General features: G+C 72.0%; 21 protein-coding genes. 18 read left to right on the forward strand and 3 right to left on the reverse strand.

Annotated features, from left to right (window positions below; translation table 11 throughout):
* Positions 1–14: 14 nt before the first annotated feature.
* Entirely contained in the window at positions 15–797 is a 783-nt protein-coding gene (locus tag ACWC94_RS31205; protein WP_450800596.1) for an alpha/beta fold hydrolase, read from the reverse strand.
* A gap of 37 nt (positions 798–834) precedes the next feature.
* Positions 835–1158, reverse strand: coding sequence for a DUF427 domain-containing protein (locus ACWC94_RS31210; protein WP_450800598.1), 324 nt, complete (start codon positions 1156–1158; stop codon positions 835–837).
* A gap of 78 nt (positions 1159–1236) precedes the next feature.
* Here ACWC94_RS31210 and ACWC94_RS31215 point away from each other — a divergent pair, with 78 nt between their 5' ends.
* The 5 genes from ACWC94_RS31215 to ACWC94_RS31235 all read left to right on the forward strand — a co-directional run bounded on the left by ACWC94_RS31215 (position 1237) and on the right by ACWC94_RS31235 (position 8238).
* Positions 1237–1776 (forward strand): LOG family protein, encoded by a 540-nt coding sequence (locus tag ACWC94_RS31215; protein ID WP_450800599.1) that lies wholly within the window; start codon positions 1237–1239, stop codon positions 1774–1776.
* Between the two features lie 7 nt (positions 1777–1783).
* Positions 1784–2482 (forward strand): SDR family oxidoreductase, encoded by a 699-nt coding sequence (locus tag ACWC94_RS31220; RefSeq protein ID WP_450800601.1) that lies wholly within the window; start codon positions 1784–1786, stop codon positions 2480–2482.
* Positions 2483–2513: 31 nt separating this feature from the next.
* Complete coding sequence (locus ACWC94_RS31225; RefSeq protein WP_450800602.1) at positions 2514–3521, forward strand: methionine synthase; 1008 nt, start codon at positions 2514–2516, stop codon at positions 3519–3521.
* Positions 3522–3536: 15 nt separating this feature from the next.
* Positions 3537–5732, forward strand: coding sequence for an NAD-dependent DNA ligase LigA (gene ligA, locus ACWC94_RS31230; protein WP_450800603.1), 2196 nt, complete (start codon positions 3537–3539; stop codon positions 5730–5732).
* 259 nt (positions 5733–5991) lie between these two features.
* On the forward strand, positions 5992–8238 hold the full coding sequence (locus ACWC94_RS31235; protein WP_450800605.1) for a putative bifunctional diguanylate cyclase/phosphodiesterase: 2247 nt from the start codon (positions 5992–5994) through the stop codon (positions 8236–8238).
* A 117-nt stretch (positions 8239–8355) separates the two neighbouring features.
* Here ACWC94_RS31235 and ACWC94_RS31240 read toward each other — a convergent pair whose 3' ends face one another.
* Positions 8356–8934: a TetR/AcrR family transcriptional regulator gene (locus ACWC94_RS31240; protein WP_450800606.1), complete on the reverse strand. Its 579-nt coding sequence runs from the start codon at positions 8932–8934 to the stop codon at positions 8356–8358.
* 99 nt (positions 8935–9033) lie between these two features.
* On the opposite strand from ACWC94_RS31240, the gene ACWC94_RS31245 reads away from it, so the two are divergent.
* The 13 genes from ACWC94_RS31245 (at position 9034) to ACWC94_RS31305 (ending at position 21845) form a co-directional block, all read left to right on the forward strand.
* Complete coding sequence (locus tag ACWC94_RS31245) at positions 9034–9405, forward strand: DUF4267 domain-containing protein (RefSeq protein WP_450800608.1); 372 nt, start codon at positions 9034–9036, stop codon at positions 9403–9405.
* Positions 9406–9432: 27 nt separating this feature from the next.
* Positions 9433–9927, forward strand: coding sequence for a cupin domain-containing protein (locus ACWC94_RS31250; protein WP_450800609.1), 495 nt, complete (start codon positions 9433–9435; stop codon positions 9925–9927).
* A 270-nt stretch (positions 9928–10197) separates the two neighbouring features.
* Positions 10198–10494, forward strand: coding sequence for an Asp-tRNA(Asn)/Glu-tRNA(Gln) amidotransferase subunit GatC (gatC, locus tag ACWC94_RS31255; RefSeq protein WP_004925108.1), 297 nt, complete (start codon positions 10198–10200; stop codon positions 10492–10494).
* 5 nt (positions 10495–10499) lie between these two features.
* On the forward strand, positions 10500–11999 hold the full coding sequence (gene gatA / locus ACWC94_RS31260) for an Asp-tRNA(Asn)/Glu-tRNA(Gln) amidotransferase subunit GatA (RefSeq protein WP_450800611.1): 1500 nt from the start codon (positions 10500–10502) through the stop codon (positions 11997–11999).
* Positions 11996–12235 (forward strand): hypothetical protein, encoded by a 240-nt coding sequence (locus ACWC94_RS31265; protein WP_053662973.1) that lies wholly within the window; start codon positions 11996–11998, stop codon positions 12233–12235. The genes gatA and ACWC94_RS31265 overlap by 4 nt, the downstream gene beginning before the upstream one ends.
* A 16-nt stretch (positions 12236–12251) precedes the next feature.
* Positions 12252–13766, forward strand: a complete 1515-nt coding sequence (gene gatB / locus ACWC94_RS31270) for an Asp-tRNA(Asn)/Glu-tRNA(Gln) amidotransferase subunit GatB (RefSeq protein WP_450800613.1) — start codon at positions 12252–12254, stop codon at positions 13764–13766.
* 107 nt (positions 13767–13873) lie between these two features.
* Positions 13874–14185: a hypothetical protein gene (locus tag ACWC94_RS31275; protein ID WP_450800615.1), complete on the forward strand. Its 312-nt coding sequence runs from the start codon at positions 13874–13876 to the stop codon at positions 14183–14185.
* A 212-nt stretch (positions 14186–14397) separates the two neighbouring features.
* On the forward strand, positions 14398–16629 hold the full coding sequence (locus ACWC94_RS31280; RefSeq protein WP_450800617.1) for an MMPL family transporter: 2232 nt from the start codon (positions 14398–14400) through the stop codon (positions 16627–16629).
* Positions 16607–17182, forward strand: coding sequence for a GNAT family N-acetyltransferase (locus ACWC94_RS31285; protein WP_450800619.1), 576 nt, complete (start codon positions 16607–16609; stop codon positions 17180–17182). The genes ACWC94_RS31280 and ACWC94_RS31285 overlap by 23 nt, the downstream gene beginning before the upstream one ends.
* A gap of 35 nt (positions 17183–17217) precedes the next feature.
* A complete protein-coding gene (locus ACWC94_RS31290) occupies positions 17218–17844 on the forward strand; it encodes a hypothetical protein (protein ID WP_450800621.1) in 627 nt (208 codons plus the stop codon).
* A gap of 198 nt (positions 17845–18042) precedes the next feature.
* Positions 18043–18231 carry a hypothetical protein gene (locus ACWC94_RS31295; RefSeq protein WP_450800623.1) on the forward strand — a complete coding sequence of 63 codons (189 nt, stop codon included), beginning with the start codon at positions 18043–18045 and terminating at the stop codon, positions 18229–18231.
* Between the two features lie 203 nt (positions 18232–18434).
* Positions 18435–21500 carry a helix-turn-helix transcriptional regulator gene (locus ACWC94_RS31300; RefSeq protein ID WP_450800625.1) on the forward strand — a complete coding sequence of 1022 codons (3066 nt, stop codon included), beginning with the start codon at positions 18435–18437 and terminating at the stop codon, positions 21498–21500.
* 48 nt (positions 21501–21548) lie between these two features.
* Positions 21549–21845, forward strand: coding sequence for a DUF6191 domain-containing protein (locus tag ACWC94_RS31305; RefSeq protein ID WP_450800627.1), 297 nt, complete (start codon positions 21549–21551; stop codon positions 21843–21845).
* Positions 21846–21858: the final 13 nt, after the last annotated feature.

The raw sequence follows: 21858 nt of genomic DNA on the forward strand, positions 1-21858 counted from the left end.
CGGTGCGGCCGTCGCTACTCCGTCAGGAAGTCGGCCAGCACCGGCCCCAGCACGTCCGGCTCCACCATGTGGGTCTGCCCCGCCAGCTCGCGGTACGTGCCCTCGGGCACCACTCTGGAGACCTCCCGGGACGCCTCGCGCATCCACTCCGGGCTCGCCCCGCCCGCGACGACCAGCACGGGCACGGAGATCGCGGCGATCCGGTCCCGGGGGAGCAGGCCGTCGCCCATGACCGCGTCGTCGTACGCGAGACTCGGCGCGACGGCCTCCATGCCGGCCCACATCGGTGACTGCCGGGCCCCCTGGATGACCTCCTCGCCGAGGCCCGTCAGCCGCAGGAACAGTTCCACCGCGTCCCCGCGCCGGCCGTCCGCGAGCGCCGTGTTCAGCTGCTCCTTGTACGTGGCCTCCCGCTCGGCGCCGCCCCGCAGGAAGTCGGCGTAGGGCACCTCGTAGACGGCGGCCCGGACGGCCGGCAGCCCGCTCGCCACCGCCCGGAGCACCAGCGCGCCGCCCGAGGAGACCCCGAACAGCGCCGCCTCGCCGCCCACCGCGTCGATCACCGCGGCCAGGTCCTCGACCTCGCGCTCGACGGCGTACGGCTTCGTGTCACCGCTCTCCCCGCGGCCCCGGCGGTCATAGACGACGGCCGTGCAGCGGCCCGCGAGCCGCTGCGCCAGGGGCGCCACGGTGCCCCCGGTGGACATGGCGCCGCTCACCAGGATCACCGTGGGCCCCTGGCCGATCACTTCGTATGCGAGGGACGTGCCGTCACGGGAAGTCGTCTTCTTGTCCATGCCCCTGCAGACTGCCGCACCGGCATCGACTCATCGGTCACGACACGTCGGTTTCGTAGAAGCAGAAGTGATCCTTGATCGCGGCGACATCCGGCTTCGGGTCCGGGTACGCCCAGACCAGATCGGGCGCGTCCGGCAGCGACCAGTAGGACGCCGTGCCCTTGAAGGGGCACACGGTGTGCGTGTCGGAGGGGGTCAGCAGACCGACGCGTACGTCGGCGGCGGGGATGTAGTACCGCACCGGACAGCCCGTCTCGCGCAGCACCAGCGGCCGGTCGGTCTCCGCGAGCACCTGGTCGCCGTGCACCACGCGCACGTGCTGCTCGCCCTGTTCGATGGTGATCGTGTGTCCTCGGGTCATACCCGGACAGCACCGGCGGGCCCGTGGTTCTTCCCGCCCGCCACGAAGACCGTGGGACAGGGGCCGTACGGTGGGCCCATGAACATCTGCGTCTTCCTGTCCGCCGCCGACCTCGACGAGCGTTACACGCGCCCCGCGCGCGAGTTCGCGGAACTGATCGGCAAGGCCGGTCACACCCTGGTGTGGGGCGGCTCCGACGTCGGTCTGATGAAGGTCGTCGCCGACGGGGTGCACGAGGCGGGCGGCAGGCTGCTGGGCGTGTCCGTGGAGTTCCTCGCGAACAAGGCGCGGCCCGGCGCCGACGAGATGGTCATCGCCGCCGACCTCGCCGAGCGCAAGAAGCTGCTGCTGGAGAAGTCCGACGCCGTGGTGATCATGGTGGGCGGCACCGGCACGCTGGACGAGGCCACCGAGATCCTGGAGCTGAAGAAGCACGGCCGCACCGGGAAGCCGGTCGTCCTGCTGAACACCGCGGGCTTCTACGACGGCCTGAAGCAGCAGTTCCGCCGCATGGAGGACGAGGGCTTCCTGCCCCGCCCGCTGTCCGAACTGGTCTTTTTCGCCGAGGAGCCGGCCGGCGCGCTGGCCTACCTGGAGGAGCAGCAGGGCACCCGCTGATGCGAGCATGGCGGGCATGGCTACTCATGTGATCACCGGGGCCGGATCCGGCATCGGCGCGGCCGTCGCCCGCCGTCTGCACGCGCGCGGGGACGAACTCGTCCTGCACGCGCGCGACGCGGGCCGCGCGAAGGAACTGGCGGCCGAGTTCCCCGGCGCCCGCACCCTGGTCGGCGACCTCGCGGACCCGGACAGGCTGTCCTGGGCGTTCTCCCACCAGACGCTCCCGGACCGCGTGGACTCGCTGCTGCACATCGCCGGAGTCGTCGACCTGGGCGGGGTCGGCGACCTCACCCCCAAGTCCTGGCGCCACCAGCTCAACGTCAACCTCGTCGCCCCCGCCGAGCTGACCCGGCACTTCCTGCCCCAGCTGCGCGCCGCCCGCGGCCATGTGATCTTCGTCAACTCCGGCTCCGGTCTCAACGCCCACGCCGGCTGGTCCGCGTACGCCGCCTCCAAGCACGGCCTGAAGGCTCTCGCCGACTCCCTGCGTCAGGAGGAGCACGCGAACGGCGTCCGGGTCACCTCGGTCTACCCGGGCCGCACGGCCAGCCCCATGCAGGCCAAGGTCCACCAGCAGGAGGGCAAGGAGTACGACGCCTCGCGGTGGATCGCCCCCGAGTCGGTCGCCACGACGCTCCTCATGGCTCTGGACCTGCCCCGGGACGCGGAGGTCAACGACCTGACGGTGCGACCGGGACGCTGACCCCGGCCGCGAGGTTCCGTAGGCTTCCCCGGTGAGCGAAAACAGCCAGTTCAGGTTCGCCGGCGCCACCGGTGTCGGGTCCATGCCCGGTGACGACGCCCGCGAGGCCGCCAAGACCGTCACCGGCAGCTTCGAGGACTTTCCCTTCCTGCCCGAGCTGCCCGCGCGCGGACCCGGCGCCGACATGATCGGCCGTACCGCCGGGATGCTCGTCGAGCTGTACGCGCGCGTGGAGCCCAGCGGCTGGCGGATCGGGGACCGGCCGGGCCGGGACACCAAGCGGGCGCGCTCCTGGCTGGGCGAGGACCTGGACGCCCTGGAGGAGTTCACCCAGGGCTACGAGGGCGACCTGAAGGTGCAGGCGGTCGGTCCCTGGACGCTGGCCGCCGCGCTGGAGCTGAAGAACGGCGAGGCCGCGCTCTCCGACGCCGGAGCCTGCCGTGATCTCGCCGCCTCGCTCATCGAGGGGCTGCGGCTCCACCTCGCGGAGATGCGGCGCCGGGTGCCGGGCGCCCGGCTCGTCCTCCAGCTCGACGAGCCCTCCCTCACCGCCGTCCTGCGCGGACAGGTCCGCACCGCCAGCGGCTACCGCACGCACCGGGCCGTGGACCGGCAGGTCGTGGAGGCCCTCCTGCGCGACGTCGTCGGGGCCCATGACGGAGGACCCGTGGTCGTGCACTCCTGCGCCCCCGACGTGCCCTTCGCCCTGCTGCGGCGGGCCGGCGCGGCCGCGGTCTCCTTCGACTTCGCCCTGCTCACCGAACGTGACGACGACGCGATCGGTGAAGCCGTCGAGGGCGGCACCCGGCTGTTCACCGGTGTCGTGAGCGGCACTCGAGGGCCATTGTCAGACCCTGCCGGTAGCGTCATGGGTGTCAGGACGCTGTGGCGCAGGCTGGGTCTGCACCCGGGGCTGCTCGCGGAGGCGGTCACGGTCACCCCGGCGTGCGGTCTGGCGGGAGCTTCCCCCGCCTACGCACGCCAGGCGCTCGCCCACTGCGTCCGGGCGGCGAGATCCCTCGCGGACAACCCAGAGTAACGGGAGGACGACACGGTGGCCGGCGACAAGCAGCAGGCGGAGACGGCAGTGCCCGCCGAGGCACGTGACAAGCACGCGCAGCTCGCTGAGCAGATCGAGGAGCACCGCTTCCGGTACTACGTGAAGGACGCTCCCGTCATCAGCGACGCGGAGTTCGACAGGCTCCTGAAGACTCTGGAAGCCCTCGAGGAGGAGTATCCGGAGCTGCGCACCCCGGACTCGCCGACCCAGAAGGTCGCGGGGTCGTACGCCACGGAGTTCACCGCGGTCGAGCACCGCCAGCGCATGCTGTCGCTGGACAACACCTTCAACGACGACGAGCTGGCCGCCTGGTCCGAGCGCATCGCGCGCGAACTCGGCGCGCAGGACTACCACTTCCTGTGCGAGCTCAAGGTCGACGGCCTCGCGGTCAACCTCACCTACGAGAACGGCCGGCTCACGCGCGCGGCGACCCGCGGTGACGGCCGCACCGGCGAGGACATCACGCCGAACGTCCGCACGATCACGGAGATCCCGGACCGCCTCGAGGGCGACGACATCCCGGACCTCGTGGAGATCCGCGGCGAGGTCTACTTCCCGATGGAGAAGTTCCTCGAACTGAACGAACGCCTGGTCGCGGCCGGTGACAAGCCGTTCGCCAACCCCCGTAACGCCGCCGCCGGTTCCCTGCGCCAGAAGGATCCGCGGGTCACCGCCACCCGCCCGCTGCACATGGTCGTCCACGGCATCGGCGCCCTGGAGGGCTTCACGGGCATGACTCGTCTCTCCCAGGCCTACGACCTGCTGAAGACCTGGGGCCTGCCCACCTCCCCGCACAACCGCGTGGTCGGCGACCTCGACGGCGTACGGAAGTTCATCGCCCACTACGGCGAGAACCGCCACTCCGTGGAGCACGAGATCGACGGTGTCGTCGTCAAGCTCGACGAGATCCGGCTCCAGGGCCGCCTCGGCTCCACCGCGCGGGCGCCGCGCTGGGCGATCGCCTACAAGTACGCGCCGGAGGAGGTCAACACCAAGCTCGTCGACATCAAGGTGGGCGTCGGCCGCACCGGCCGTGTCACGCCGTACGCCCAGGTCGAGCCGGTCACGGTCGCCGGCAGCGAGGTGGAGTTCGCCACCCTGCACAACCAGGAGGTCGTCAAGGCCAAGGGCGTCCTCATCGGGGACACGGTCGTCATCCGCAAGGCCGGTGACGTCATCCCGGAGATCCTCGGCCCGGTGGTCGACCTGCGGGACGGCAGCGAGCGGGAGTTCGTGATGCCGGGCGAGTGTCCCGAGTGCGGCACACCGCTCAGGCCCATGAAGGAGGGCGACGTCGACCTCCGCTGCCCCAACGCCCGCACCTGCCCGGCCCAGTTGCGCGAGCGCGTCACCTACCTCGCCGGCCGTGAGTGCCTGGACATCGAGCACTTCGGTGCGGTGGCCGCCGCCGCCCTGACCCGCCCGCTGGAGCCGGCCGACCCGCCGCTGGTGGACGAGGGCGACCTGTTCGACCTGACGGTGGAGAAGCTGCTGCCCATCAAGGCCTATGTCCTGGACCCCGACAGCGGTCTGCCCAAGCGGGACCCCAGGACGGGCGAGGAGAAGGTCGTCACGGTCTTCGCCAACCAGAAGGGCGAGCCGAAGAAGAACACCCTCGCACTGCTGGAGAACATCGAGGCGGCCAAGTCCCGCCCGCTGGCCCGGTTCCTGAACGGTCTGTCCATCCGGCACGTCGGCCCGGTGGCCGCGCAGGCCCTCGCTCGCGAGTTCCGCTCCATCGACCGCATCGAACAGGCCACCGAGCTGGAGCTGGCGACCACCGACGGCGTCGGCGGGATCATCGCCGCCGCGCTCAAGGAGTGGTTCGCCGAGGAGTGGCACCGCGAGATCATCCGCAAGTGGAAGGCCGCCGGAGTCCCGCTGGAGGACGAGTCGACCGGTGAGGAGGAGGGCCCGCGCCCGCTGGAGGGCCTCACGGTCGTCGTCACCGGCACCCTGGAGAACTTCACCCGGGACGGTGCCAAGGAGGCGCTGCAGACCCGGGGCGCCAAGGTGACCGGATCGGTGTCGAAGAAGACCTCGTTCGTCGTCGTGGGGGACAACCCGGGGTCGAAGTACGACAAGGCCATGCAGCTGAAGGTTCCGGTTCTGGACGAGGACGGTTTCGGTGTCCTCTTGGAGCAGGGCCCGGACGCGGCGGCCGAAGTCGCGCTTCCGACCGGGGAGTAGCGGTTGAAGGCCACCCGTTCGGCGCATATCAGTTGCATACGGGTGGCCCGGGCGCATTCGGGCAACCGTCGACGACCGGTGCCCGTGGAAGCCTTCCGCGGCCTACTGTTGAGGTGTGCACCTGCCGTGCCCAGCTGCGGTTGGGGCATCCCCGTGCGCTCTCAGGGCGCAGGGAAGGTTTCTTCAACGCGGAGCTGCTGATGGGTGTCGGACATCGGGCCGCGTGGCGTGGGCACCGCCGGCTGTGAGAGGGACGGGAATGGAACCGACCGAGAGCGTCGCCCCCGACTCACGGCTGCGCCTGCGCCGTCGCGCGGGCGCCTGGCGGGGGACCCGGTGGACGGTGCGGGGCCACGGGCGTTCGGGCGGTCAGGCCCGTGCGGCCGGACCGGGCACCGCCACCGACGCCCACCCGCCCATACCTCTGGCCATCGAGCCCGCCCCCGGCCTGACCGACACCGACACCGACTCCGAACGGCACCTGTCCTGGCCCGCGCTGCCGGCGGCCGTCGTGGCCGCCGCCGCGTTCGTCCTCGGCGCCGGCTTCTACCGCGCCTTCACCGGCCACCACGCCCTCTTCCCGAGCGGCACGGTCGGCTGGTCGCTGGCCCTGCTCACCGGCGTCATCGTCGGTCATCTCGTCATGCTGGGCCGCGCCCGCTGGTGGGGCGGCACCGGCTCCGGTGCCGCCCTCACCCTGTCCGTGCTGCTGCTCTACGGCTGGGTGCCCGCCGGCATGGTCAGCCTCACCGTCGTCGTCCTGGTCGGTGTCGCCCGGCGCCACCGCTGGCGGCAGGGCGTGCTGCACGGCGCCGTGGACCTCCTCGGCATCGCCGCCGGCGCACTGCTGCTCGGCGTGTTCGGCCGGGTCCCGAGCGTCGAGACGCCCTGGCGGCCGGACACCTGGAGCATCGCCACCGCCCCCGAGGTCGTCCTCGCCGCGGTCGCCTACCTCGCGGTCAGCCGCGGCCTGCAGTGGTACCTGTACGCCCCGCGCAGCGGCAAGGTGCCCACCGTGGCCCGCACCGCCCTGGTCAGACAGGGTCTGGTCGCCGTCGCGCTGCTCGGGATCGCACCGCTGCTGTGCGTCGTCGCCGAAGCCCAGCCGATCCTGCTCCCGCTGTTCGCCATCCCCCTGATCGCCCTCGACTCCAGCCTGTGGATGGCCCGCGCGCGTGCCGAGGAGCAGCTGCGCGACCCGCTGACCGGACTGCCCAACCGGCAGTGGCTGCTGGAGCGGATCTGGACGGCTCTCGACGACGCCGAACGCATCGGTGCGCGTTCTGCCCTCATGCTGATCGATCTCGACCGGTTCCGGTCGGTGAACGACACCCTGGGTCATCTCGCCGGCGACCGGCTGCTGCTGCAGATAGCCGACCGGCTGAGGCTCGCCCTGCCGCGTGGAGCGGAGGCGGCGCGGCTCGGCGGTGACGAGTTCGCCGTGTTACTGCCCGTCGCCGACTCCACCACGTCGGCCACGCGCGTGGCCCGCGGCCTGGTCGTCGCGCTCAGCTCCCCGCTGGACCTCGACGGGCTCACCCTCGTCCTGGAGGCCAGCGCGGGCGTCGCCGTCTTCCCCGACCACGCCCTGGACGCCGAAGGGCTGCTGCGGCGGGCGGACGTGGCGATGTACCAGGCGAAAAGGGACCGTACGGGTGTGGAGGTGTACGAGTCCAAGCGGGACTCCAACACCCCGGACCGGCTCGGTCTGCTGGGCGATCTGCGCCGGGCGCTGGACGCGCACGAGGTGCAGCTGCACTACCAGCCCAAGGTCCGCTTCGACGGCCAGGTCGCCGGGCTGGAGGCGCTGGTCCGCTGGGTGCATCCCGAGCGAGGGAAGGTTCCGCCGGACGAGTTCATCGCGATCGCCGAGTCCTCCGGCCTGATGCCCCATCTGACGGAATACGTCCTGGAGACCGCGCTCGGCCAGGTCGCCAAGTGGCGCGCGCAGGGGCTGCGGGTCCCGGTCGCCGTCAACGTCTCCCCGCGCGACGTCCACACGCCCGGGTTCGCGGGGTCGGTCGCCGCGCGGCTGGCCCGGCACGGGGTCCCCGCGGGGGCGCTGCAGCTGGAGATAACCGAGCATGTGCTGCTGGAGGACCCGCAGCGGGCCGCGGACACCCTCGCGGGTCTGACCGGGCACGGCGTGAAGATGTCGCTGGACGACTTCGGCACGGGGTATTCGTCGCTGGTGCATCTGCGGCGGCTGCCGGTGAGCGAGCTGAAGATCGACCGGTCGTTCGTGGCGCGGTTGGCGGTCGACACGGAGGACGCGGAGATCGTGCGGTGCACGGTGGACCTCGCGCATTCGCTCGGGCTCCTTGTGGTCGCCGAGGGCGTGGAGGACGACGAGACCTGGGAGCGGCTGCGGGACCTCGGGTGTGACGCCGTTCAGGGGTGGCTCGTTGCCGCGGCGATGCCGCCCGAGGAGACGACGGCGTGGTTGCGGGCCCGTGGGTCCCGGGGGTGGCAGCGGCCGCGTGCCGCGTTGCCTGCCGCCGAATAACGCGTCTTCGGCGGGAGCCTGACCGCCGTCGGCGGGTGCGGGCTGGTTGTGGCCGTTCGCGCCCACGCGGCGGAGCCGCATGTCGATACAGCCCCGCGCACCTTCGGGGCGCACCCCTCAGCCCCTCGTGAAGTGCCCGATCAGCAGCGCGAGTCGGCGCTCGTGCGCCCCCTCCGGCAACCGTCCGCTCCTCATCAGCGTCGCCAGACCGTGCAGCGCCGCCCAGAACGTCTCCGTCAGCAGGCCGGGGTCCTCTCCCTCGGCGGTGATCGGCTCCACGACCACCAGCAGCTCACCGAACGCCTCCCGCAGCGGGGCGGGGGCCTGTTCCGTGGCGAACGGCAGGTCCACCAGGTGGGTGAACATCGCGTCGTAGAGGGCGGGCCGGCGCCGTGCGAAGGACGTGTACGTCTCCGCCACCGCCGCCAGCGCCTCGCGCGTTCCCGGCGCCGCCGTCCGCGCCTGCCGCAGCTCCGTCGCCAGGTCGGCGCAGCCCTGCACCGCGACCGCCGCCATGATCGCGCCCTTGTTCTCGAAGTGGCTGTAGAGGACCGGCTGGCTGTATTCGATCTCGGCGGCCAGCCGGCGGGTGGTCACCGCGTCCCAGCCCTCGGCCTCGGCCAGCTCCCGCGCGGCCGTCACGATCAGCCGCTCACGCTCCGCTCGTTCGCGCTCCCGGCGCGTCTGGATCGTCATGCCTGAAATTCTAGCAGCGCTAGCCAACCTGCCGGTGCTCTGTTAGCCTCGCTCTTGTCGCTAGCACTGCTAGAAAAGCGGGCAACGAGGAGAAGAGACATGACTGTCACCGCCTACACCCTGGCCGTCCTGCTCGACCTGTTCTGCGTGTTCCTCGGCTACCGGTTCCTGTTCCAGCCCGGCCCGGCCGCGGCCGGCTACGGCGCTCCCGCCGACCCGCGCGGCGACGCCCGCGCCTATCTGTCCGTCAAGGGCCTCAGGGACGGCACCTTCGGTGTGCTGGGCCTGGCCCTGCTGGCCTTCGCCGGAGCCCGCGCGGAGGCGTGGTTCATGGTCGCCGTGGCACTCGTACCGTTCGGCGACACCGTGATAGTCCTGCGCAACGGCGGCACGAAAGCCGTCGCGTTCGGGATCCACTTCGCCACCGCGATCGTTGTACTGATCAGCGCCGGACTGCTCTTCGCGGTCTGACGACAGCTCTCAGGGGGAGATCGAAAGATGTCGCTTTTCGTGCCGAAGTTCGACGACACCGTGCTGGTCAGGGACGCGGAGGCCGAGGTGGTCGGTCAGGCGCCCACCACCGTCAAGCTCCTCGCCGACAGCAGCGCCAGCGCAGGCGCGCTGTCCACCGTCCGGGTCACCCTCGCCGAGGGTGCCGACGGAGCCCGCCCGCACGTGCACCACAACTCCGCCGAGATGTTCTTCCTGCTCGACGGCGAGGCCGAGCTGCTGTCCGGTGAGGACGTGGTCACCGCCCAGCGTGGTGACCTGGTCATCGTCCCGCCGGACCGGCCCCATGCCTTCGCCGCCGCCCCCGGCAGCCCGGCCGACATCCTGATCGTCATCGCCCCGGGCGTCGAGCGCTTCGAGTACTTCCGCCATCTGCAGCGGATCCGCCTCGGCGAGGTCACCCCGGAGAGCCTGCTGGAGGTCCAGGAGCTGTACGACAACCACTTCCTGAAGAGCGACGCCTGGGACGGGCGGCACCGCTGACGGCGGAGCCCGGCGAAACCGTTTCACGGGCACCGGGCCCCGCCCCATAGGATTGGGGACTGGCATCACATTTCCGCCTGCCGCCGTGACGCCTGGCACGCACGCTCGCCGCGTTGCCGAATCGCCCACGTGGCTCCGCCACGAGGGCGCTCCGGCGCCTTGCGATCGCACGCGCCGGACGCCGCGCGGCCCGCCCTCCGGGCGGACGGCAGAAATGTGGCGCCGACCCCCGGCCCCAAACCACACACACTCACCCCAGAGGATCGCTGCATGCCTGGCATCACGCGCGAGGAGGTCGCCCACCTCGCCCGGCTGGCGCGTCTGGAGCTGAAGCCCGAAGAACTCGACCACTTCGCGGGACAGCTGGACGACATCATCGGCGCGGTCGCCCGCGTCAGCGAGGTCGCCGACCAAGACGTACCGCCGACCTCGCACCCGCTCCCGCTGACGAACGTCATGCGGCCGGACGAGGTCCGTCCCTCGCTCACCCCCGAGCAGGCGCTCTCCGGCGCCCCCGCCCAGGAGCAGCAGCGTTTCAAGGTGCCGCAGATCCTGGGGGAGGAGTGACCGCCATGACGGACAGCAACATCATCAAGCTCACGGCCGCGCAGATCGCCGAGAGGATCGCCTCCGGCGAGCTCACGGCCGTCGAGGTCACCGAGGCCCACCTCGCCCGCATCGAGGCCGTCGACGAGAAGGTGCACGCCTTCCTGCACGTCGACCGCGAGGGTGCCCTCGCGCAGGCCCGTGCCGTGGACGAGAAGCGGGCCCGAGGCGAGAAGCTCGGTCCGCTGGCCGGCGTCCCGCTCGCCCTCAAGGACATCTTCACCACCGAGGGCGTACCCACGACCGTCGGCTCGAAGATCCTGGAAGGCTGGATCCCGCCGTACGACGCGACGCTCACCAAGCGGCTGAAGGCCGCCGACGTCGTCATCCTCGGCAAGACCAACATGGACGAGTTCGCCATGGGGTCCAGCACCGAGAACAGCGCCTACGGCCCGACCGGCAACCCGTGGGACCTCACCAAGATCCCCGGTGGTTCCGGCGGCGGTTCCTCCGCCGCGCTCGCCTCCTTCGAGGCCCCGCTCGCCATCGGCACCGACACCGGCGGTTCCATCCGCCAGCCGGCCGCCGTCACCGGCACGGTCGGCGTGAAGCCGACGTACGGCGCGGTGTCCCGCTACGGCATGGTGGCGTTCTCCTCCTCCCTCGACCAGGGCGGCCCCTGTGCCCGTACGGTCCTGGACGCGGCCCTGCTGCACGAGGTCATCGCCGGGCACGACCCGCTGGACTCCACCTCCATCGACGCCCCGGTCCCGCCGGTCGTCGAGGCCGCCCGCAACGGCAGCGTCGCGGGCATGCGCGTCGGCGTGGTCAAGCAGTTCCGCGGCGAGGGGTACCAGGCCGGTGTCATCCAGCGCTTCGACGAGTCCGTCGAGCTGCTGAAGGAGCTGGGCGCCGAGATCGTCGAGCTGGACTGCCCGTCCTTCGACCTCGCCCTGTCGGCGTACTACCTGATCGCGCCGTCCGAGTGCTCCTCCAACCTCGCCCGCTTCGACGGCCTGCGCTACGGCCTGCGGACCGGCGACGACGGCGGCCGATCGGCCGAGGAGGTCACCTCGCTGACCCGCGAGGCCGGCTTCGGCCCCGAGGTCAAGCGGCGCGTCATGCTCGGCACGTACGCCCTGTCGAGCGGCTACTACGACGCGTACTACGGCTCCGCCCAGAAGGTCCGCACGCTCATCACGCGCGACTTCGAGAAGGCCTTCGAGCAGGTGGACGTCATCGTCTCGCCGACGACGCCGACCACCGCCTTCGCGATCGGCGAGCGTGCCGACGACCCGATGGCGATGTACCTCGCGGACCTGTGCACCATCCCGACCAACCTGGCGGGCAACGCGGCCATGTCCCTGCCCTGCGGTCTCGCCCCGGAGGACAACCTCCCGGTGGGCCTGCAGATCATCGCCCCGGCGATGCAGGACGACCGGCTGTACAAGGTGGGCGCCGCCGTCGAGGCCGCCTTCGTGGAAAAGTGGGGACACCCGCTGCTGGAGGAGGCTCCGTCGCTGTGAGCAAGCTGTCCAAGGCCAAGGACTTCAAGAAGTCCAAGTCCGGTACGTACCTGTCGATGGCCACCACCGCGTTCGGCGCGATCGGTGTCACCAAGCAGATCAAGAAGGCCCGCGCCGAGCACGACACGCTGCGGCTGATCGACGCCACGGTCTCCGCCGTGGCGATCGTGACCGGCCTCGCGATCCTCTACCGCGAGCTGAAGCGGCTGGGCGACGACGACGTCCTGCTGGGCTGAGAGGGAAGTTTTCACCGTGACCACCACGACCGACCTGGTGTCGTACGAGGACGCGCTGGCGTCGTACGACCCCGTCATGGGCCTCGAGGTCCATGTCGAACTCGGCACCAAGACCAAGATGTTCTGCGGCTGTTCGACGGCGCTCGGCGCCGAGCCGAACACCCAGACCTGCCCCGTCTGCCTCGGCCTGCCCGGCGCGCTCCCGGTCGTCAACGCGACCGGCGTCGAGTCCGCGATCAAGATCGGTCTCGCGCTGAACTGCGAGATCGCCGAGTGGTGCCGCTTCGCCCGGAAGAACTACTTCTATCCGGACATGCCGAAGAACTTCCAGACCTCCCAGTACGACGAGCCGATCGCCTTCAACGGCTACCTCGACGTACAGCTGGAGGACGGCGAGACCTTCCGCGTGGAGATCGAGCGCGCCCACATGGAGGAGGACACCGGCAAGTCGACCCACGTCGGCGGCGCCACCGGCCGAATCCACGGCGCGTCCCACTCCCTGCTGGACTACAACCGTGCCGGCATCCCGCTGATCGAGATCGTCACCAAGCCGATCGTCGGCGCCGGCGAGCGCGCCCCCGAGGTGGCGAAGGCGTACGTCCGTGAGCTGCGCGAGCTCATCCGTGCCCTCGGCGTGTCCGAGGCCCGCATGGAGATGGGCCAGATGCGCTGCGACGTCAACCTGTCGCTGATGCCCAAGGGCTCCGACAAGTTCGGCACGCGCAGCGAGACGAAGAACGTCAACTCGCTGCGTTCGGTGGAGCGTGCGGCCCGCTTCGAGATCATGCGGCACGCGGCCGTGCTCTCGTCCGGCGGCACGATCGTCCAGGAGACCCGCCACTTCCACGAGGACACGGGGTCCACGACCTCGGGCCGCGTGAAGGAAGAGGCCGAGGACTACCGGTACTTCCCGGAGCCCGACCTCGTCCCGGTCGCGCCCTCGCGCGCGTGGGTCGAGGAGATCCGCGCGGCCCTGCCGGAGATGCCGCTGGCCCGCCGCACCCGGCTGCTCGCCGAGTGGGGCATCTCCGCCACCGACATGCAGGCGATCCTGAACGCCGGTGCGCTGGACCCGATCGTCGCCACGATCGACGCCGGTGCCGACGCGGCCTCCGCCCGCAAGTGGTGGATGGGCGAACTGGCGCGCAGCGCCAACGAGTCCGGCAAGGCGCTGGACGAGCTGGCGATCACTCCGCAGCAGGTGGCCCGGGTCGCCGAGCTGGTCGCGAAGGGTGACCTGAACGACAAGCTGGCCCGCCAGGTCATCGAGGGCGTCCTCGCGGGCGAGGGCACCCCGGACGAGGTCGTCGACAAGCGCGGTCTGAAGGTCGTCTCCGACGAGGGCGCGCTGACCGCCGCCGTCGAGGAGGCCATCGCCGGGAACCCGGGCATCGCGGACAAGATCCGCGGTGGCAAGGTGGCCGCGGCCGGTGCCCTGGTCGGCGCGGTCATGAAGGCGACCCGGGGTCAGGCCGACGCGGCCCGCGTCAAGGAACTGATCCTGGAGAAGCTGGGCGTGAGCGAGGGCTGAGCCCCATCGCTCGGTACGGCCCCGGAAGGCACGTCCTCCGGGGCCGTACGCATCTGAGGGCGCCCCGCTCCCCACGCGCGCCGCCGGACGCGCTACGCTCGCCCGCCATGAGTGGACGCACCGATTCCGATGCCGGACCCGCGATAGCCGAAGAGGACGCGGAGCAGCCGATCGGAAAGGCCCGTCGGGCCCGTTGGACCGCGGCCGCCACCGGGGTCCTGCTCACACTCGCCGGACTGGCCGCCGCCCTGGTCCGGTTCACCGGTTCCGCACCGCCCCGCGTCCCCACCGCCTATGCCCTCGGCGCCGTCGTGTGCGCGCTCGCCGCGGCGCTCGGGGCCAAGGGCCGTACCCGCAGGGCTCTGTGGCTGCTGGTCGCGGGGACCATGGTCATGGCGCTCGGAGACCAGTCCGACTGACGGTGGCGAAGTTCCGCCCGGGGCGACAGGGTTCGCGGAAGTGTCCTGTGACGTCCCTCGCACTCTTGTGAATAAGCCCACGATCACCGCAAACGATCACTTTCGCCTGCAAGAGTGTCCTGCGCTTACTCATATGTTCTTTGCGGGCTGTTCACCTCATGGACGATCGTTCCCGGTCAAAGATCCACACATCGTCATCTGGGAGCACGTCCGTGGCAGACCTCGCCCGTTGGTGTGTCCGGCATCGGCTGACCGCCGTGCTGCTGTGGCTCCTCGCCTTCGGCGGGGTCACCGCGGCCGCCGCGGTGGCCGGTACGGCGTACTCGAACGACTACGAGGTCCCCGGTACCGAGTCCGGCCGCGCGGCGCAGCTGATCGAGGACGGTTTCCCGGGCCTGGGCGGGGACAGCGACACCGTTGTCTGGCACACCGAAGCCGGCACCGTCCGCGCCGCCGACGTCGAACAGACCATGACCCGCACCCTGGACCGGATCGCCGCACTGCCCGGCGTGGCCTCGGTGACCGGCCCCCACGGCGACCACGGCGCGCACCGGATCAGCGCCGACGGCCACACGGCCTACGCCACCATCACCTTCACCCAGCCGGCCGACCACATCGGCGCGTCCGAGGCGCGGGCCGTGGTGCGCACCGCCAAGGCCGCCCAGGGCGACGGACTCCAGGTGGAGCTGGGCGGCAGCGCGATCGGGCTCACCGCGTCCCCGCGCGAGCACACCGCCGAGGTGGTCGGCGTGCTCGTCGCGGCCGTCGTGCTCTTCCTCGCCTTCGGTTCGCTCGCCGCCTCGGCGCTGCCCATCGCCACCGCACTGGTCGGCGTGGGCACCGCCTACGCCGGTATCGGGCTGCTCGGACACGCCATGACCGTCGCCGACTTCGCGCCCATGCTCGGCATGCTGATCGGCCTCGGTGTCGGTATCGACTACGCGCTGTTCATCGTGACCCGGCACCGGCGCGGACTGAAACGCGGACTGAGCGTCACCGAGGCCGCCGTGAACGCCGTGGCCACCACCGGACGCGCCGTCGTCTTCGCGGGTGCGACGGTGTGCATAGCCCTGCTGGGAATGCTGACCCTGCGGCTGGACTTCCTCGACGGGGTCGCCGTCGCCGCCTCGTTGACGGTGGTGCTCACCGTCGCGGCCTCGGTCACCCTGCTGCCCGCCCTGCTGTCGTACATCGGCCACCGGGCCCTCAGCCGCCGTGAGCGGAGCCGGCTCGCCGAGCACGGGCCGGGCCCGGAGCTGCCCACCGGCCTCGCCGCCCGCTGGTCGGCGCTCGTCGAACGCCGTCCCAAGCTGCTCGCCTCGCTCGCCGCCGCCGTCGTCGCGCTGCTCGCCCTGCCGACCCTCTCCCTCCACCTCGGCACCTCCGACCAGGGCAACGACCCCCGCGCCTCCACCACCCGCAAGGCCTACGACCTGCTCGCCGACGGCTTCGGGCCCGGCGTGAACGGACCGCTCACCCTGGTGACCCGGGTGGACGGCGGCGCCGACAAGCTCGCCCTGGACAACCTCGAGGACGACCTGCGCGCCACCCGTGGCGTCGCCTCCGTCACCCCGGTCGTCCATGCCACCGGCGGCACCACCGCCTACCTCACCGTGGTCCCCGACTCCGCCCCTCAGTCGCAGGACACCAGCGACCTCGTGGACCGGCTGCGCACCGAGGTGCTGCCCCGCGCGGAGACCGGCACCTCCCTCGACATCCAGGTCGGCGGGGTCACCGCCGGCTACGACGACTTCGCGGATGTGATCATCGGCAAACTTCCGCTGTTCGTCGGCGCGGTGATCGGGCTCGGCTGTCTGCTGCTGCTCGTCGCGTTCCGTTCGCTCGGCATCCCGCTGAAGGCCGCCGTGATGAACATCGCCGCCGTGGCCGCCGCCTTCGGCATCGTCGTCGCCGTGTTCCAGTGGGGCTGGGGCAGCGAACTCCTCGGCCTCGGCCGCGCCGGACCCATCGAGCCGTTCCTCCCCGTGATCATGGTGTCCGTCCTCTTCGGACTCTCCATGGACTACCAGGTCTTCCTGGTCAGCCGGATGTACGAGGAGTGGCTGGAGACCGGCGACAACCGGCGCGCCGTCCGTGTGGGCCTCGCCGAGACCAGCCGGGTCATCAACTCGGCCGCCGTCATCATGATCTCGGTCTTCCTCGCCTTCGTGCTCAGCGGCGACCGCGTGATCGCGATGTTCGGCATCGCGCTGGCCTCCGCCGTCGCCCTGGACGCCTTCGTGCTGCGCACCCTGCTCGTCCCCGCGCTGATGCATCTGCTCGGCGCCGCCAACTGGTGGCTGCCCGCCCGGCTGGAGCGTCTGCTGCCCCGCATCAGCATCGAACCGCCCGAGTGCCGTGCCGCGCATGAGAGGCTCGGCAGGGTCTCGGTCGACGAACTGCGGAAGGACGAGCAGCGCGATGTACGCGATATCCCTGGGTGACGACGGAGCCGAGCTGCGGCCCCTGGAGGTCTGGCACGCCGAGGAGCTCCTCGCCAACATCGACCGGGGACGGGACTTCATCGGCCGGCACATCGGGCTGCCGGACGCCGTGTCCGACCTGGACGGCGCCCACAGCTGGCTGAAGTCGTACGCCGACAAGCGTGCCGTCGACGCCGGCGGCCTGCACGGCATCTGGCTGGACGGCAAGCTGGTCGGCGGTGTGCTGTTCCGCGTGTGGGACACCCGAAGCGGGGTGTGCGAGGCCGGCTGCTGGCTGGAGCCGGCGGCGGCCGGGCGCGGACTGGTCACGCGCAGCATGCGGGTGCTGCTGGACTGGGCCTTCGAGGAGCGCGGCATGCACCGCGTGGAGTGGTACGCGTCCTCCGCCAACGAGCCCAGCGTCAGCGTGGCCCGGCGGCTCGGCATGACCCGCGAGGGTGTGCTCCGCGAGAACTACCCGCACCGGGGCGTGCGCACCAGCACCGAGATCTGGTCGGTGCTGGCCGCCGAGTGGCGTACGGCACGCGCGCGTACCGCGCACAACGATCATTAAGGGACCTCTCAGACAGCGTCCGTACGGTGCCGGGCATGGCTACGAAGACAAAGGAAGGCGCCGAGGCCGGCACCGAGGCGCAGGGCGACGAGACGGCGGTGGAGGCCGCCACCACCGAGGAGGAAGCCGCTCAGGCGGAGACCCTTGGGGAGGGCTCCGCCCAGGCGGACGCCGCCGATGAGGAGGCTGCCGAGGAAGAGGCCGTCGAGGGGGAGGCCGCGGGGGAGGAGGCCGCGGGGGAGCGGGAACCCGTAAAGGACGAGGCGCCCTCCGGGGTCGGCCAGGGCGCCGGGGCCGTCGTCTCCGCCGCGCTGGGCCTCGTCTCGCTCAGCGGCGGTTGGATCGGCACCGTCGCAGGCGCCCGCGAGCAGCTCATCGGCCAGCTGCGGACGTCCTCCACCGCGAGCGTCGCCACCCAGATCAAGGCGGTCTACGGCAACGCCTGGCACAGCACCGCCCTGTGGGCCGGCCTGTTCGCCCTCGCCGCGCTGCTCACCGGCGTGGTGGTGCTCGTCCGGCCCGCCTTCGGCGCCCCCGGCCGGCCGCAGGCCCCCTGGATCAGGTCGGTCGCCTGGGCGGGTGTCTCGCTGGGCGTCATCGGCCTGCTGCTGGCGGTTCTGAAGTACTCCGACGCCCTGCTCGCCCTGCCCTCGACCGGCTGAGAAGGGCACGGATCCCAGGGGCCTTAGGAAGTCCACGCGCACCTTACGGACTCCCTAAGGCCCCTTACGCGCGCGTGACGGTCCGTACGCCGCCCGAAGATGCGGAACTCTCCCGATGTGGCGCACCCCCCTGGGAGACGAAGGTGGAGGCATCGCAGAACGCGACGCACGACACCGACTCTCCTCGAAGGACCCGCCGTGATCGAGTTCGAGTACCACAAGATGCGCTCCGCCCAGCTGATCCGCGAGGCCGAGCGGGAGCGCCTGGCCCGCGAGGTCGCCCGGGTGAACCGCGCCGCCCGCGACGAGGGCTCGGCCGGCCGCGCCGCCGCCGCCGAGTCCCATACCGACCGCCCCCGCCGGCAGCGGATCCCGCGCACCGCGTGAACACCGCACCGGCGGACCGGGCCGGGACGGAGGGTGGCCGTACGGGGGTCGGCCGCCTTCCGGACCGTACGGACCAGGGTCGTACGACTGCCCACCCCAGTCGTACGACCCTTCCGTCCGTTGCTACGACCCTCCCGACCACCGGTACGACGATCGCACCGCAACTGTGGAAAACCGGTGCCCTGCCGTCCCCACCTCGTGCGATGCTCGGGCCCGTGGAGACCAGGTCCGTCAGTCCCGTGTTCGTCGGCCGCACCGAAGAGCTGGACACCCTGAACGACGCGCTCGCCCGCGCCCGCGCCGGCGAGCCGCAGGCGCTGCTGCTCGGCGGAGAGGCCGGGGTCGGCAAGACCCGCCTCGTCGAGGAGTTCGCCACGGCCGCCGGCCGGCACGCGGTCGTCGCCGTCGGCGGCTGTGTGGAGATCGGCGCCGACGGGCTGCCGTTCGCCCCCTTCTCCACCGCGCTGCGCGCCCTGTACGACGCCCTGCCCGAGGAGTTCACCGCCGCCGCGCGCGGCCAGGAGGAGGAACTGGCCCGCCTCCTGCCCGACCTGGGCGAGGCCGGCGCCGGCCGCCACGACGAACAGGGCACGGCCCGCCTGTTCGAACTCACCGCCCGGCTGCTCGAACGGATCGCCGCCGCCCAGCCGGTCGTGCTCGTCCTGGAGGACCTGCACTGGGCCGACGCCTCCACCCGCCACCTCCTCGCCTACCTCGTCCGCACCCTGCGCGCCGGCCGGCTCCTGGTCCTCGCCAGCTACCGCTCCGACGACATCCACCGCCGTCACCCGCTGCGCCCCCTGCTCGCCGAGCTCGACCGGCTGCGCACCGTCCGCCGCATCGAACTCGCCCGCTTCACCCGCGAGGAGGTCGGCCGCCAGATCGCCGGCATCCTCGCCGCCGAACCCGACCCCGCCCAGGTGGACGAGATCTTCGAACGCTCCGACGGCAACGCCTTCTTCGTCGAGGAACTCGCCGTCGCCGGCTGCGACGGCTGCGGCGCCGGCCTCACCGACTCCCTGCGCGACCTGCTCCTGGTCCGGGTCGAAACCCTGCCCGACAGCGCCCAGCGGGTCACCCGGGTCGTCGCCGAGGGCGGCTCCACCGTGGAGTACCGGCTGATAGCCGCCGTCGCCCAACTCAGCGAGGACGACCTCATCGAGGCGTTGCGAGCCGCCGTCGGCGCCAACATCCTCACCGCCTCGCGGACCGGCGACGGCTACCGCTTCCGGCACTCCCTGGTCCGCGAGGCCGTCGCCGACGACCTGCTGCCCGGCGAACGCTCCCGGCTCAACCGCCGCTACGCCGAGGCCCTGGAGGCCGACCCCACGCTCGTCCCGGCCGACGCGCGCGTGATGCGCCTGGCCAGCTACTGGTACCACGCCCACGACGCCGCCAAGGCCCTTCCCGCCGTCCTCGACGCGTCCGTCGTGGCCCGCCGCCGGCACGCCTACACCGAGCAACTCAGGCTCCTGGAACGGGCGATGGAGCTGTGGGACAGCGCCCCCGAGGAGGTGCGCTCCGCCCTGCGCCCGGTCGACTACACCGAGGTCTACCCCCCGTGCGGCTGCGACCCCGCCACCACTCCACTGCGCTACCTCGACCTGATGGCCGAGGCCGCCGTCGCGGGCCACTTCGGCGGCGAACGCGAACGCGCCCTGAAGATCATCAAGCGGGCGCTGCGCCTCCTCGAGGACGAGCCGGACCCCCTGCGCGCCGCCTGGTTCTGGGTGCAGCGCTCCCGGGTGGTCCAGTCCCTGGCACGCGGCGACGGATGGCAGGAACTGGCCACCGCCCAGGACCTGGTGCGCGGCCTGCCCCCGTCCGAGGTGCACGCCGAGGTGCTGGCCCTCGTCGCCAGCTGGTCCATGCTGCACCGGCCCGGGCCCGAGGCCTTCGCCGCCGCCGAGCGCGCCGTGGAGTACGCGCGCATGGTCGGCGCCCGCGACATCGAACTGCACGCCCGCCTCACCCTCGGCGGCCTCAAGGTGGACGCGGGCGATCCCGGGACCGGCCTGGCGGAGATGCGGCAGGTGCTGCGGGACACCCTCGCGGAGGGAGTGCACCATGTCACCGGCCGCGCCTATGTGAACCTGCCGTGCGAGCTGCAGAGCCTCGGCCGCGATCGGGAGGCCGCCGCACTCCAGCGCGAAGGCATCGACTTCGCCCGTCGGTACGGCCTGCTGGACTCCGAGGCCTGGATATGGGGCAACCTGTCCGAGGCGCTGTACTCGCTCGGCCAGTGGGCGGAGGCCGCCGAGGCCGCCGCACACGCGACCCGCGGCGCCCCCGGCGGCAAACCCCGCGGCGCTCACAGCGCCAAACCCCGCGGCGCCGGCGCCCTGCGCCTGGCGGACCTCGCCCTGGCCCGCGGCGACCTCGCCGAGGCGAGCCGGCAACTCGCCGCCGCCCGCGCCCACTACGGCACCCACGACCCCATGCTCCAGCACCTCCTGCCGCTGGCCCGGGTCTCCCTCGTGGTCGCCGCCGAGGAGGGCCGCCTCGCCGACGCCCGCGCCGAACTGCTCCAGGCCCTCGACGCCGGCTTCCCGCCCGGCTGCCACCATTACGGCTGGACGCTGCTGCGGGCCGCCGCCACCGCGGAGGCCGAAGCCCGCACCCTGCCCGCCGCCCAGCCCGGCCGCGCCGAGATCCTCGACCGCCTCCACGAAGCCGTACGCACACTCACCACCGCCGCCCCGCTCTGGCAGGCCTACGAACAGTGGACCCGCGCCGAACTGCGCCGGGCCCAGGGCGCCGACACCGCCGACGACTGGTCGCCGGTGGTCACCGCCTTCGAGTGCCTGGACCGCCCCTACGAACTCGCCCGGGTCCGCCACCGCCTCGCCGGAGCCCTTCTCGCCGACGGCGGCGAGGACGAACGCGACCGCGCGGGCGAACTGCTCCGGCTGGCCGAGGCGGTCGCCGCCCACCTCGACGCCCGGTCTCTCGCCGACGCCGTCACCCGGCTCGCCCAGCGCGCCCGCCTCCCCCTGACCCGCGCCCCACGGCAGGCCCTCGGCCCGGCCGACCCGGCCGCGGACCTCGGACTCACCAGCCGGGAGCGGGACGTCCTCCGCCTGGTCTCGGCCGGCCGCACCAACCGCCAGATCGCCGAGGAACTGTTCATCTCACCGAAGACCGCGAGCGTCCACGTCTCCAACATCCTGAGCAAGCTCGGCGTCTCGGGCCGGGGGGAGGCAGCCGCGGTGGCGCATCGGCTGGGCCTTTTCCCGGCCCGGACGCTCACTGCCGGATCGACGGGCTGAGACCTAGGCTGGGGAAAAGCCGTGCGGGGAGAAACGGGGGGAGAGGCCGTGTTCAACGCCTTCGAGGAACTGTTCGCACCCGGCCGCAAACACACCCGGGACGAACAGAACCGGCTGGAGCTGACCCGCGAGGACGTCGGCGACAACGACCCCGGCCGGGGAGCCATCGACCTGGCGTCCGGGAAGGCCGTCATACGGCTGCCGGGACCGCCGCCGGCCGCGGCGGAGCCGGAGAGGGGGCCGGAGGCGGGACCCGGGCCGGAAGCGGGCCCCGAAGACGGACCTGGAGACGAACCCCAAGCCCGACCGGATGACGGACCGGAACGCGGACGTGGAGAGGCGTGAGCGGTCCGGCGGG

It is taken from the genome of Streptomyces sp. NPDC001135 (genome assembly GCF_053598395.1).